Here is a 13,785-nt window from a genome sequence, read left to right on the forward strand (position 1 = left end):
TTGAGCGTTTGCCGTGACGCGATTGGGCATCGAAAGCGCTGGTGGCCCACGTGTGCATTGCCATCCCGACGCGACTAACGTCGGGCGTCATGGCCGAGGTATGTGTGGTGGGCAGCGTGAACATCGATCTGTCGCTGGGCGTGGACGCCCTTCCGCGGCCCGGCGAAACGGTGTTGGCGTCGTCATTGACACAAGCCCCCGGGGGCAAGGGCGGCAATCAGGCGGTGGCAGCGGCCCGCGCGGGTGCGCGCGTGCAATTCGTCGGAGCGATCGGCGACGACGCTGCCGCCGGACAGTTGCGCGCCCACCTGCTGACCAACGGCGTCGGGCTCGACGGGGCCGTCGAAATCCCCGGGCCGAGCGGTACCGCCATTGTTGTCGTCGATGCCAACGCCGAGAACACCATCGTGGTCGCGCCGGGAGCCAATGGACGTTTCACGCTGACCGACGACCGCGCGCGCAATGTGGTCGCCAACTGCGATGTGATGTTGACCCAGCTAGAGATTCCGGTCGACACGGCGGTCGCAGCGGCGCAACAAGCTCGTTCGGCCGGAGCGGTCGTCGTCGTGAACGCCTCACCGGCCGGTCAGGATCCCCGCTCGTTGGGCGAGTTGGCGGCCACCACCGACGTGGTGATCACCAACGAAGAGGAAGCCGACGAATGGCCTTGGCGACCAACACATTTGGTAGTCACCCTGGGTTCGCGCGGGGCCCGGTACGTCGGCGCCGACGGCGAGTACTCGGTGCACTCCCCCGCGGTGGACGCGGTGGACACCACCGGGGCCGGCGACGTGTTCGCCGGTGTGCTGGCGGCGAACTGGCCACCCAATCCCGGCTCGCCGGATCAGCGCCGCCTCGCGCTGCACCGCGCCTGCGCGGCGGGCGCGTTGGCGACACTGGTTCCCGGCGCCGGTGATTGCGCACCGGACGCCGAGGCGATCGAAAGGGCGCGTCGCAACGCGTCCTAGCCACGCGGCCCGAACGCTAGTCTTCGGGGACTTCGCGTTCGATCTCGTCGAGCCAGATGCGCGCGGACATGTCCGACGGGGCGCGCCAGTCGCCCCGCGGCGACAGTGCACCCCCGTGCGACACCTTGGGACCGTTGGGCAATGCCGAGCGCTTGAATTGGCTGAACGAGTAAAACCGCTGCACGAAAACCTGCAGCCAGTGTCGAATTTCCTTGAGCGAGTACGACGGTCGCTTGTTGTCCGGAAATCCCGGCGGCCAGTTGCCCTGCTCGGGATCACTCCACGCATGCCAGGCCAGGAACGCGATCTTCGACGGCCGGAATCCAAAGCGCAACACGTGGAACAGCGAAAAATCCTGCAACGCAAACGGCCCGATCTTCGCCTCGCTGCTCTGCAGCTCTTCCTCTTCCCCGCTGGGAACCAGCTCCGGCGTGATCTCGGTGTCGAGCACCGATTGCAGCACCTCGCTGACCTCGGGCTCGAACTGCTCCGAGGAAATCACCCAGCGGATCAGGTGCTGAATCAGCGTCTTGGGCACGCCGCCATTGACGTTGTAGTGCGACATCTGGTCGCCGACACCGTATGTCGACCAGCCAAGGCCCAGTTCGGAGAGGTCGCCGGTACCCAGCACGATGCCGCCGCGCTGGTTGGCCAGCCGGAACAGGTAGTCGGTGCGCAAACCGGCCTGGACGTTTTCGAAGGTGACGTCATAGACCTTCTCGCCGCGCGAGAAGGGGTGATCCATCTCCTTGAGCATCAGCGCCGCGGTCTCGCGGATGTCGATCTCGGAAAACGTCACACCCAATGCGCGACACAGCTCGATCGCATTGCGCTTGGTGCGGTCCCCGGTCGCGAAGCCGGGCAGCGTGAACGCCAGAATGTCGCTGCGCGGCCGATGTTCGCGGTCCATCGCGCGGGCGGCAACGATCAACGCGTGCGTCGAGTCCAGGCCACCGGATATCCCGATGACGACCTTCGGATAATCCAAAGCGCGCAAACGCTGTTCCAGGCCGGCGACCTGGATGTTGTAACCCTCGAAGCAATCCTGCTCCAGCCGCTGTGGGTCCGCGGGGACGAAGGGGAAGCGTTCGATCTCACGCCGCAGTCCGATATCGCCATCCGGCGGGTCCAGCCGAAACTCGATGCGCCGAAATGATTCCGCCGTCGTCCGGTGGTGACGCCGGTTGTCGTCAAACGTGCCCATCCGGAGTCGTTCCGCGCGAAGCAATTCGATGTCGATGTCGGCGACGCTGCGCCGCTCCCCTTTGGGGAAGCGCTCGGACATGGCCAGCAGCACACCGTTTTCGAACACCATGGTCTGGCCGTCCCAGGCCAAGTCGGTCGTCGATTCGCCTTCGCCTGCGGCCGAATAGACGTAGGCGGCCAGGCAGCGCGACGACGCCGAACGGGCCAGCAGGCAGCGGTCCTCGGCGCGGCCGATCGTGATCGGGCTGCCCGACAGGTTGGCCAGCACCGTCGCTCCCGCCAACGCGGCTTCCGCGCTGGGCGGAATCGGAACGAACATGTCCTCGCAGATCTCCACGTGCAGCACGAAGCCGGGCAGGTCGGAGGCGGCGAACAGCAGATCGGGGCCAAAAGGTACCTCGACGTCGACGCCACCGAGGCGGATGGTGCCGCGCTCGTCGTCTCCCGGCGCGATTTGGCGGCGCTCGTAGAACTCGCGGTAGGTGGGCAGGTACGACTTCGGCGCCACCCCGAGCACCACGCCGCGGTGGATGACCACGGCGGCGTTGTAGATGCGGTGCCGGTGGCGGACCGGGGCACCGACGACCAAGACCGGCACCAAATCGGCCGAGGACGCGACGATGTCCGCGATGGCCCTTTCGACGTCGTCGAGCAGCAGGTCTTGCAAGACGATGTCTTCGATGGAATACCCGGACAGCGTCAGTTCCGGGAACACGGCCATCGCAACGCCGTCGTCGTGGCACGCGCGGGCCAGCCGCAAGACCGACTCGGCATTCGCGGCCGGGTCACCGATGACGGTGTGGTGCGTGCACGCGGCGACGCGGGCAAAGCCCTGGCTGTAAGCGTTGTAAAAGTCCATCGCCCTTCCATTGTCGCCTCAATGGTGTCAACTCCGCGCCCCCGGGTATCCCCGACAGCATGAGCGACACTGCTGTCCTGGTGGTCGACATGATGAATACGTATCAACATCCCGATGCTGAAGATCTAATACCCAATGTCGAGAAGATCATCGAGCCTTTGACCGATTTGGTCCGGTGGGCACATACATCCGACGACGTCGACCTGGTCTACGTCAACGACAACTATGGCGATTTCAGCGCGGAGTTCTCCGGAATCGTCCGCTCGGCGCTCGACGGCGCGCGGCCTGATCTGGTGAAGCCGATCATGCCCGCACAAGGCAGCCGCCTGATGACCAAGGTCCGCCACAGTGCCTTCTATTCGACGGCGCTGGCATACCTGCTCGGGCGGCTGGACACCAAGCGATTGATCATCACCGGCCAGGTCACCGAGCAATGCATCCTCTACACGGCCCTGGATGCGTATGTGCGGCACTTTCCCGTCGTGATCCCGACGGATGCGGTCGCCCACATCGACCCCGACCTGGGCGCGGCGGCGTGCAAGATGATGGAGCAGAACATGTCCGCCGAGCTTACGACCGCGGCGGCCTGCCTCCGCTAGGGACGCAGCCGCGAGGGTGCGCAGAATGCCGGCTCCGTCGGCGTGTTGGCGTGCAAACACGCACGCTCGCGCAGCAGGGCCGGCTACCGATGGCCCGTACCCTCGGATGGGTGGCCGTCGCCTGCGCAGAATCCCCGGAACTGGTCACGCTGCTGGCCGGGCGCAGGATCGCGGTGCTGACGGGCGCGGGCATCTCCACCGATTCCGGCATCCCCGACTACCGCGGGCCCGATTCACCGCCGAGCAATCCCATGACCATCCGGCAGTTCACCGGCGACGCGGCGTTTCGGCAGCGGTACTGGGCGCGCAACCACGTCGGTTGGCGGCACATAGACGACACGCTGCCCAACGCGGGCCATCGCGCGCTGGCCGCGCTCGAGGACGCGTCGGTGGTCACCGGCGTGATCACCCAGAACGTCGATCTGCTGCACACCAAGGCGGGCAGCCGAAACGTCATCGACCTGCACGGCACCTACGCGCGGGTGGTCTGCCTGACCTGCGGCCACACCCTGAGCCGCGCCGCGCTGGCCGAGCAGCTGGAGGCGCTCAACCCCGGATTCACCGAGCGCGCCGAAGCGATCGGCGGGCTGGCGGTGGCTCCCGACGCCGACGCCGTCGTCGCCGATACCGCGTCGTTCCGCTATCTCGACTGTGTGCGCTGCGCCGGCATGCTCAAACCCGACATCGTGTATTTCGGCGAAAACGTTCCCAAAGACGTTGTGGCAGGGGCGTATAGGATGGTCGAGCAGGCCGATGCGCTGCTGGTCACCGGGTCGTCGCTGACCGTGTTCTCCGGCTATCGATTCGTGCGGCACGCCGCCGCGCTGGGTATCCCGATCGCCATCGTCAACCGCGGCAGGACCCGCGGCGACGACCTGGCCGCCGCCAAGGTCGACGGCGGGTGCTCCGAACTGCTGGCGCTTTTGGTTGGCGAGCTGGCCTAGAAGGTACAGGGCATGCTGCGGATGCCGTGGATGAAGTTGCCCGCCAGGTACTCCGGATCACCGGCCTCGAAATCGGGCAGCTGTCGGAGCAACTCACCGAAGATGGCGCGCAGCTGCGCCCGGGCCACATGTGTCCCCAGGCAGTAATGCTGCCCGCCGCCACCGAAACCGACGTGCGGGTTGGGGTCTCGGCTCAGGTCGAATCGATCCGGTTGGTTGAACACCGCATCGTCCCAGTTGCCGGACGCATAGAACATGACCACCTTCTCCCCCGCGCCGATGGTCTGACCGCCCAACTCGAAATCCGTTGCAGCGGTTCGACGGAAGGTCATCACCGGGGTGGCGTAGCGGATGAATTCCTCGACCGCCATGCCGATGCGGCTATCGAAATCTTCGGCCAGCCACGCTCGTTGCTCCGGAAAATCGGTGAGCGCTTTGAGCGCGTGGCTGGTGGTTTGGCGGGTGGTGTCGTTGCCGGCCACGGCGAGCAGCACAAAAAATGCGGCCACGTCGGCGTCGGTCAGTCGATCGCCGTCGACGTCGGCGTTCACCAGGCTGCTGAACAGGTCGTCGCGGGGGTGCTCGCGTCGCTGGGCGGCCAGCGCGCCCGCAACTTGATGCAGATACATCACGTTTTCGAACATGACTTCCATCGGGTTGCGGCCGGCGAGATAGACCGGGTCATTTGTCGACACCAGGGCGTCGGCGGCGTGTGCGACCGACTCGCGCTCGGAGTCCGGAATCCCCATCATGTCCGACAGCGTTCGCAGCGGCAGTTCCTTGGCGCAGTGCTCGACGAAATCGGCTCCGCTGCCAGCGGCCCTCAGCTCCTCGACGATGGTCTTGGCGTTCGACTTGATCGAGTCTTCGATGCGGCGCACCTGCCTCGGGGTAAACGCGGCGGTCGCCAGCTTGCGCAGCTTGGTGTGCCGCGGCGCGTCCATCGCCAGGAAGGACTGCGTCGACTCGAGCACCTCCTCGGGATAGCTCTCGAACATCACGCCCCTGCCGGACAGGAACACCTCGTGGGTGCGGCTGACCGTGACGATGTCGGCGTGCCGGGTGATCGCCCAGAAGCCCGGATCGTCGGGCTCCGTCAGCGCGGCTTCTTCCACCGGTGGATGCCAGCTCACGGGGCGCTCGGCGCGCAGCACGGCGAACGAGCGTTCCCGATCCGCCGCGGTCGTGGACCAAAACGCCCGCGAGGACAGGTCGATCTCGTCGTAGGCGCGGCCGGGCGTCTCGGCCCCCGGCGTTCCCGTCAGCACAGCCATGGTGGGCGATCCTCTCTCGTATGACCCCGGTCACAAACTGCACACGACGCTATGCCTAGACGGTATGTCTAGTCAAGATGTCGACGACTCGGCTATGCTCGCCGCATGCCGTCGCTCACCCGTAAGCCACAGGGCCACCGAGGCGTGGGCCGCGAGCAGCGGCGCGAGCAGATGGAGCGCCGACTGCTGGATGCCACCGAGCGGCTGATGCGCGACGGCGCGAGCTTCACCGAGCTCAGCGTGGATCGGCTGTCCGGCGAAGCGGGTATCTCCCGGGCCAGCTTCTACATCTACTTCGAGGACAAAGGCCACCTGCTTCGCCGCCTCGCGGGCCGGGTGTTCGGTGATCTGACCGACGGCGCGCGGCGCTGGTGGACCGTGGCCGGGCGCCATGACCCCGACGATGTGCGCACGGCGATGAGCAGCATCATCGCCACCTATCGAGGCCATCAAGCGGTGCTGGTCGCACTCAACGAGATGGCCGCCTACGACCCGGCGACGGGGGAAACGTACCGCGATCTGCTGACCGGCATCTCCGAGCAACTCACCCGCGTCATCGAAGAGGGCCAGGCCGACGGCTCGATCCGCCCCGAGCTGGCTGCGCTGACGACCGCCAGCGCGCTGACCTGGATGGTCGAGCGTGCCTGCCAGCAGAACCTACCGGCGCGGCCGCCCGACTACGACGCCGAGCTGGCCGCCACCCTCGCCGAAATTGTTTGGGGCGCACTGTATCTCAAGCCGCTTTCGGCGAGCCGACAGTAGCGCGAGCAGACGCAGAATCGCATGCTCGAAGAACAAATCATGCGATTCTGCGTCTGCTCGCCCTTACACCGCCACCAGGTCGTCGGCGTGCACGGCGGGCCTACGCAGCTCGCCGGGCAGCTCGCTGGTCGAGCGCCCCATCATGGTGACGAGTTCCGTCGCGTCATAGGCGACCACGCCGCGGGCCACCATCGCCGCGTCCGGCCCGCGCAATTCGACGACATCGCCGCCATAGAACCGGCCGGACACCGCGGTGATCCCCGCGGGCAGCAGCGAGCGGCGTTGCCCCACCACGGCACGCACCGCCCCGTCGTCAAGGGTCAGCACACCGGCCGCCTCGGCGGCGTAACGCACCCAGAACCGCCGCGCCGACATCCGGGCGGGCCGCGCGGCGAACACCGTGCCGACGGACGCATCGGTGAGCGCGGTCGAGGCGTCGCCCGCGGCCGCCAGCAGCACCGGCACACCGGCGTCGGCGGCCAGTAGCGCCGACGACATCTTCGAGGCCATACCGCCGGTGCCCAAATCACTGCCCGGCCCCGCGATCACGCCGACCAGATCCGCCGAGTCCGCCACCTCCGGGATGAACCGCGCGGCTTCGGATTTGCGCGGATCGGAGTCGTAGAGCCCGTCGATGTCGGACAACAACACCAAGGCTTCGGCCCCGACCAGGTGCGCCACCAGCGCCGAAAGCCGGTCGTTGTCGCCGAACCGGATCTCGTTGGTGGCCACCGTGTCGTTTTCGTTGACGATCGCCACCGCATGCAGGGCACGCAGCCGATCCAGCGTGCGCTGAGCGTTGGTGTGCTGGGCCCGCATCGAGATGTCGTGCGCGCTGAGCAGCACCTGTCCGACCGTGCGGCCGTAGCGGCCGAACGCGGCGCTCCACGAATTCACCAGCGCCACCTGACCGACGCTGGCCGCGGCTTGCTTCGTCGCCAAATCCCTGGGGCGACGGGACAATCCCAGCGGTTCGATGCCGGCGGCGATGGCACCGGAGGACACGATGACGACGTCGGTCCCCGCTTTCATCCGCGCCTCGATCGCATCGGCGAGCCCGGCCAACCGACCGGCGTCGAACACCCCGGCCGGCGTGGTCAACGCGTTGGTGCCCACCTTGACCACCAGGCTGCGCGCATTGCGGATGACGTCGCGATGGGGGCTCACGACTCCTCACCGGGTTCGCGTCGGCGACGCCGTGCGGCCTTGCGCTCGTCGGCACCGACGCGATCGCTGCGTTCCAGCCGCACGTCGGTACCGCGGCCGGTCATAGTGACGTCGACTCCTGCCGGCGTCTGCGGCTCCCAGTCAAATGTCATCGCTCCGATGGTCACCGCGCAGCCGGACTTTGCACCCAGCCGCAGCAGTTCCTCTTCGACCCCGAGGCGCGCCAGGCGGTCGGCGAGATATCCCACGGCCTCGTCGTTGTCGAAGTTGGTCTGGCGCACCCAGCGCTCGGGTCGCGCACCGCTGACCACGAAGCCGCCCGGCTGCTGGGGATCCGGCTCAACGCGAAAGCCGCTGTCGTCGACGGGAACCGGGCGAATCACCGGACGCCGCGCCACGATCTGCGGCCGGGCTGCGTTGTAGTCCGCAATCATCTTCCACAACCCAAAGATCAATGGCTGCAAACCTTCTCGCGCGACCGCCGACACCAGAAACACCGGCCAGCCGCGCTCGGCGATGTCGTCAAGGACGAATTCGGCGAGCTCGCGCGCCTCGGGAACGTCGATCTTGTTGAGCACCACCGCGCGGGGCCGTTCGGCGAGATCACCCAATGTCGCATCCCCTTGCAGGGTCGGCGTATACGCGGCCAGTTCGGCCTCCAATGCGTCGATATCGGAGATCGGGTCCCGGCCCGGTTCCGCGGTGGCACAGTCGATGACATGCACCAGCACGGCGCATCGCTCGATGTGCCGGAGGAAATCCAGGCCCAGGCCCCGGCCCTGCGAGGCACCGGGGATCAGGCCGGGAACATCGGCGACGGTAAAGGTGTGCTCGCCCGCCGACACGACGCCGAGATTGGGCACCAGCGTGGTGAACGGGTAGTCGGCGATCTTGGGTTTGGCCGCCGAGATCGTGGACACCAACGACGATTTGCCGGCGGAGGGGAAACCGATCAGGCCGGCATCGGCGACGGTCTTGAGTTCCAGCGTCAGGTCGCGCGTCTCGCCCTGCTCACCCAGCAGCGCAAAGCCGGGAGCCTTGCGCGCGCGCGAGGCGAGCGCGGCGTTGCCCAGACCGCCGCGACCACCCGCGGCGGCTTCGAAGCGGGTGCCCGCGCCGACCAGGTCGGCCAGCAGCCGGCCGGCTCCGTCCAGGACGACGGTTCCGTCGGGCACTTTGACTTCCAGGTCGGCGCCGGCGGCGCCGTCGCGGTTGTTGCCCATCCCCTGTTTGCCCGACGGCGCGGTGACATGGGGGTGGAAATGGAAGTCCAGCAGGGTGTGGACCTGCGGGTCGACGACGAAGACGATGCTGCCGCCGCGGCCGCCATTGCCGCCGTCGGGGCCGCCCAGCGGCTTGAACTTTTCGCGATGGACCGAGGCGCAGCCGTTACCGCCGGAACCGGCGCGCGCATGGATGACGACGCGGTCGACGAACCGAGGCATCGTGGGTCCTCTCACCCGACTCGCTCGCCGAACGTGCGGCTACCGCGAGAATTGCCTCGAATTATCGCAGTGGGTGCACGTTCGCGCGCTCAGTCGGTGGTTTGCCCGGCCGCGACGATGTTGACCGTCTTGCGGCCGCGCTTGATCCCGAACTCGACGGCGCCGGACTCCTTGGCGAACAACGTGTCGTCGCCGCCGCGCCCGACACCGACGCCCGGGTGGAACTTGGTGCCGCGCTGCCGGACGATGATCTCGCCGGCCTTGACGACCTGGCCGCCGAATCGCTTCACACCCAGCCGCTGCGCGGCGGAATCGCGACCGTTGCGCGAGCTGGAAGCGCCCTTCTTGTGTGCCATGTCTTCGCCTTTGCTACTTGATACCGGTGACCTTCAGGACCGTCAGCTGCTGACGGTGTCCCTGACGCTTGTGGTAACCGGTCTTGTTCTTGAACTTGTGGATACGGATCTTGGGGCCCTTGGTGTGCTCGAGCACCTCGCCGGTGACCGCGACCTTGGCCAGCGCGGCCGCGTCGGTGGTCACCTTGGCGCCGTCCACCACCAGGGCGACGGGCAGCGACACGTTCGAACCCGGCTCAGAGTCGAGCTTCTCGACCTTGACCACGTCCCCGACGGCGACCTTGTACTGCTTGCCGCCCGTCTTGACGATTGCGTAGGTCGCCATCGTTGCTCTGCTCCTTCTCCTAGCCGCTGCTCAGCGCGTCGCGCGCGAACCAGCCGCGGTGCACGTGGTGGGTCTGGGTTGCGGGCCTGCGCCGATTCCCCGGGAGTCCCGCTGCCGCCGGCCAAACTTTAGTCGCCCGGCCTGACGACAACTGTCCAAGGGTACGTGACCAGCGGCTACAGGGTCAAACCGGACACGGCCGGGTTTTCGGCGCTCAGTCCCCGTGGATCGGCGGTCCGGCCGGCCGGCCGGCCGCGCGTCGGCGCCGGGGGCGACCGGAGACCGAGCCACCCGCGCCCGCCCCGGCAGAGCGCTGCCCAGCGTCGCCGTCGTCGGACTCGTCGGAGTCCTCGTCGTCCAGGTCGTCGTCGTCCAGCTCGAGATCCTCGTCATCGTCGCCCAGGTCTTCCTCGTCGTCGAGGTCGTCGTCGTCCGAATCGTCGTCATCGTCCGAGTCCTCGTCGTCGTCCGAATCGTCGTCATCGTCGTCCGAGTCCTCATCGTCGTCCGAGTCCTCATCGTCGTCCGAGTCCTCGTCGTCGGTGTCGTCGAAGTCCTCCTGGTCGGTGTCCGCGATGTCCTCGTCGCGGGCCGCCTTCGTCTCGTCGAACTCGTCGGTGACTTCCTCGGTGGCCTCGTCGGACTCGTCGTCGTCGGATGCCCCCTGCGTGGACGAGCCGGCGGCCATCGCCTTGAACATCGGATGCTCGCCGGGCGAGTGGGCCGGCACCTTGGCCACCACCGGCTCCTCGGCCTTGTTCTTCTTGCGCCGGCCGCGGCGGCCGCCCGACTCGGACTTGCGACCGTTCGACGGGGCCGAATCCACCGGGTCGGTGTGCAGCAAGATCCCGCGACCACCACAGTTCGAGCAGGACGTCGAGAAGGCCTCGACCAGCCCGGTGCCCAACCGCTTGCGGGTCAGCTGGACCAAACCGAGCGAGGTCACCTCGGACACCTGATGACGGGTGCGGTCGCGGGCCAGTGCCTCGGTGAGCCGGCGCAGGACCAAATCACGGTTCGACTCCAGCACCATGTCGATGAAGTCGATGACCACGATGCCGCCGATGTCGCGCAACCGCAGTTGGCGCACGATCTCCTCGGCCGCCTCGAGGTTGTTCTTGGTGACCGTCTGCTCGAGGTTGCCCCCGGACCCGGTGAACTTGCCGGTGTTGACGTCGACCACGGTCATCGCCTCGGTCCGGTCGATCACCAGCGTGCCGCCCGATGGCAACCAGACCTTCCGGTCCATCGCCTTGGCCAGCTGCTCGTCGATCCGGTGCACCGCGAACACATCCGGTCCGCCCGATCCGTCCGGCCCGGCGGCCGGCTCGTACTTGTTCAGCTTCGAAACCAAGTCGGGCGCAACGGAATTCACGTATTCGTTGATGGTGTTCCAGGCCTCGTCACCGGAGACGATCAGGCCGGCGAAGTCTTCGTTGAACAGATCGCGGATGACCTTGACCAGCACGTCGGGCTCTTCGTACAGAGCCACCGCGGCGCCGGCGGCCTTCTTCTTGGTCTCGGTCGCCTTGCCGTCGATCTCGTTCCACCGCTCCTGCAAGCGGGTGACGTCACCGCGGATGTCGTCTTCTTTGACGCCCTCGGATGCGGTCCGGATGATCACCCCCGCGTCGGACGGCACCACCTCGCGCAGGATCTCCTTGAGACGCTGGCGTTCGGTGTCGGGCAACTTGCGGCTGATCCCTGTCGACGACGCGCCCGGCACATAGACCAGGTAGCGGCCCGCCAGCGACACCTGCGTGGTGAGCCGCGCGCCCTTGTGTCCGACCGGATCCTTGCTGACCTGGACGACGACGTAGTCGCCGGGCTTGAGGGCCTTTTCGATCTTGCGCTCGGCTCCGCCCAGCCCCGCGGCTTCCCAGTTGACCTCACCGGCGTAGAGCACACCGTTGCGGCCGCGGCCGATGTCGACGAAGGCCGCCTCCATCGAGGGCAGCACGTTCTGCACGATGCCGAGGTAGATGTTGCCCACCAGGGAGGCCGACGCGGCCGAGGTGACGAAGTGCTCGACGACGATGCCGTCCTCGAGCACCGCGATCTGCGTATACCGCGAACCTTGGTGCGGCGGCTCGCTGCGGACCCGGTCGCGGACGACCATGACGCGTTCGACGGCCTCGCGGCGCGCCAAGAATTCGGCCTCGGTCAGCACCGGGGGGCGGCGCCGCCCGGCGTCGCGGCCGTCTCGGCGCCGTTGCCGCTTGGCCTCCAGCCGAGTCGAGCCGTCGATGCCCTTGATCTCGCTGCTCGCACTGCTGCCGGAGCCGTCGCCGCCGTTCTTGCCATTGCGGGGCGGCCGCTCGTGCACCACCGTGTTCGGCGGGTCGTCGGGCGATGGCACCTCGTCGTTGTCGTCGCCCGATCCGGACTTGCGGCGGCGGCGCCTGCGGCGGCGGCGATTGCCACCATCCGGCGAACCGTCGTCACCGCCGTCGGAGTCGTCGTCGTCGGAATCGTCGTCGTCGGCATCGGCGGAATCGGCGGAGTCGGACTGGGCGCCTTTCGTGCCCCGGCCCTGCGGCTCGTCGTCGTCGCCGTCGTTTTGGCCCTCGGGCCCGCCCTGCTCGCCGCGACCGCGGCCGCGACCGCGACGGCCGCGCCGGCGCCGGCGGTTTGACGGCCGATCGGCCTGCTCGTCGTCGTCGTCGCTGTCGGAATCGTCGGAGTCGGCGCCCTCGGCGGTACCGCTCTCGTCCTCGCCGTCGAGCGGCTGCGGTGCGACGAAGAGCGGCATGTAGTGCGGTCGCTCGGCGACGTTGTCGGGAGTCTCCAGCATCAGCCGCGATTCGGGCTCGTCGGCACCTGTGTCTTCGCTGCCGCCCGCGTTCTCGGGGCTCTCCTGGGGCTGGGCGGCCAGCAGGTCACGCACCCGCACCGCGTCGGCGCGGTCCACGGTGGAATGTGCGCTCCGAATCCGCCCATCGAGCGCGCTGAGCGCGTCCAGCACCCGCTTGCTGGTGGTTCCCAGCGTTCGGGCCAGCGAATGAACCCTCAACCGATCGGGAAGGTCCTCGGACCGAGTCGATTCTTCTGATGGCTCTGCAGTTGGTGCACCGTCTACCACGTATTCTCCTCAAGCCCCCGGGCGCGTCTTTGCGACGCGGCCACGCGAGGGCTTCGCTATGGGCCCGGGTCACTTCTCCCGGGCTTGTGATGGTCTCGCCCCGAGCGGCTCAGGTTAGAACCCACTCGGCGCCGTGCTGAATGACGGCCTGACATGCAGCGAACCAAGGCGACGGGGCTATGGTCGCGCTTGTCCAAGTCTTCATTCGGGTGTCTGAAGCCGGTCCGGCGACGTTCACCCGAGATCAGTATCCCACATCACGCCGCGGCCCAACCCACACCTGATGCAGCCCGATGCGGCGAACACCGGTCAGCGCGGCACCACGAGACCGATCGTCGCAGCTCTAGGCGCCGGGAAACCAGAGCGCGATTTCTCGCTTCGCGGACTCGATCGAATCCGAGCCATGCACCAGATTGAACTGGGTCTCGAGCCCGAAATCGCCCCGGATCGTGCCGGGGATCGCCTTCTCGACCGGGTCGGTACCGCCCGCGAGCTGCCGAAACGCCGCGATCGCCCGCGGCCCCTCCACGATGGCCGCCACCACCGGCCCCGAGGTGATGAACTCCAGCAACGGCTCGAAGAAGGGCTTGCCCTCGTGTTCCGCGTAATGCTGGGCGGCGAGGTCTTGGCTGACGTGCCGGAGTTCCAGCGCGGCGATGGTGAGGCCTTTTCGCTCGATCCGGCCGATGATCTCCCCCACCAGCTGTCGCTGGACGCCGTCCGGCTTGATCAGTACCAATGTCCGTTCCGTCACGGCGGACAGCGTACATAACCAGGTGGCAATGCGGCGGGTCCGTG

Annotated in this window: 12 protein-coding genes; 4 read left to right on the top strand and 8 right to left on the bottom strand. The window is 67.5% G+C overall.

Annotated elements, in window-relative coordinates; all coding sequences use genetic code 11:
- Positions 1-89: 89 nt before the first annotated feature.
- Complete coding sequence (locus tag Q0W90_RS00430; protein ID WP_297595365.1) at positions 90-968, top strand: ribokinase; 879 nt, start codon at positions 90-92, stop codon at positions 966-968.
- A gap of 16 nt (positions 969-984) precedes the next feature.
- Here the strand turns inward: Q0W90_RS00430 and Q0W90_RS00435 are convergent, their stop codons facing one another.
- Positions 985-3,033: an NAD(+) synthase gene (locus Q0W90_RS00435; RefSeq protein ID WP_297772591.1), complete on the bottom strand. Its 2,049-nt coding sequence runs from the start codon at positions 3,031-3,033 to the stop codon at positions 985-987.
- A 59-nt stretch (positions 3,034-3,092) separates the two neighbouring features.
- On the opposite strand from Q0W90_RS00435, the gene Q0W90_RS00440 reads away from it, so the two are divergent.
- Together Q0W90_RS00440 and Q0W90_RS00445 are read left to right on the top strand one after the other, a co-directional pair.
- Entirely contained in the window at positions 3,093-3,632 is a 540-nt protein-coding gene (locus Q0W90_RS00440) for an isochorismatase family cysteine hydrolase (protein ID WP_297595367.1), read from the top strand.
- A gap of 110 nt (positions 3,633-3,742) precedes the next feature.
- Complete coding sequence (locus tag Q0W90_RS00445; RefSeq protein ID WP_297595401.1) at positions 3,743-4,576, top strand: NAD-dependent protein deacetylase; 834 nt, start codon at positions 3,743-3,745, stop codon at positions 4,574-4,576.
- Here Q0W90_RS00445 and Q0W90_RS00450 read toward each other — a convergent pair.
- Complete coding sequence (locus Q0W90_RS00450) at positions 4,573-5,850, bottom strand: cytochrome P450 (RefSeq protein WP_297772595.1); 1,278 nt, start codon at positions 5,848-5,850, stop codon at positions 4,573-4,575. The two genes, Q0W90_RS00445 and Q0W90_RS00450, sit on opposite strands and share 4 nt — an antisense overlap.
- A 105-nt stretch (positions 5,851-5,955) precedes the next feature.
- Between Q0W90_RS00450 and Q0W90_RS00455 the strand changes: the two genes are divergently transcribed.
- Positions 5,956-6,612, top strand: a complete 657-nt coding sequence (locus tag Q0W90_RS00455) for a TetR/AcrR family transcriptional regulator (protein WP_297697619.1) — start codon at positions 5,956-5,958, stop codon at positions 6,610-6,612.
- A 63-nt stretch (positions 6,613-6,675) separates the two neighbouring features.
- On the opposite strand, the gene proB is transcribed toward Q0W90_RS00455, so the two are convergent.
- From proB to ndk, 6 genes are all read right to left on the bottom strand, one after another.
- Entirely contained in the window at positions 6,676-7,779 is a 1,104-nt protein-coding gene (gene proB / locus Q0W90_RS00460) for a glutamate 5-kinase (protein ID WP_297595372.1), read from the bottom strand.
- The gene (obgE, locus tag Q0W90_RS00465) at positions 7,776-9,224 is read right to left on the bottom strand and encodes a GTPase ObgE (RefSeq protein WP_297595374.1); all 1,449 of its coding nucleotides are present in this window, start codon (positions 9,222-9,224) and stop codon (positions 7,776-7,778) included. The genes proB and obgE overlap by 4 nt, the downstream gene beginning before the upstream one ends.
- Before the next feature lie 89 nt (positions 9,225-9,313).
- Positions 9,314-9,580 (bottom strand): 50S ribosomal protein L27, encoded by a 267-nt coding sequence (gene rpmA / locus Q0W90_RS00470; protein ID WP_297595377.1) that lies wholly within the window; start codon positions 9,578-9,580, stop codon positions 9,314-9,316.
- A gap of 13 nt (positions 9,581-9,593) precedes the next feature.
- Positions 9,594-9,905: a 50S ribosomal protein L21 gene (gene rplU / locus Q0W90_RS00475; protein ID WP_297595379.1), complete on the bottom strand. Its 312-nt coding sequence runs from the start codon at positions 9,903-9,905 to the stop codon at positions 9,594-9,596.
- Positions 9,906-10,119: 214 nt separating this feature from the next.
- Entirely contained in the window at positions 10,120-12,987 is a 2,868-nt protein-coding gene (locus Q0W90_RS00480; protein ID WP_297697623.1) for an Rne/Rng family ribonuclease, read from the bottom strand.
- A 343-nt stretch (positions 12,988-13,330) separates the two neighbouring features.
- A complete protein-coding gene (ndk, locus tag Q0W90_RS00485; RefSeq protein WP_297595383.1) occupies positions 13,331-13,741 on the bottom strand; it encodes a nucleoside-diphosphate kinase in 411 nt (136 codons plus the stop codon).
- Between the last annotated feature and the right edge of the window lie 44 nt (positions 13,742-13,785).

The sequence above is a fragment of the Mycobacterium sp. genome, assembly GCF_025933915.1.
Lineage (GTDB): Bacteria > Actinomycetota > Actinomycetes > Mycobacteriales > Mycobacteriaceae > Mycobacterium.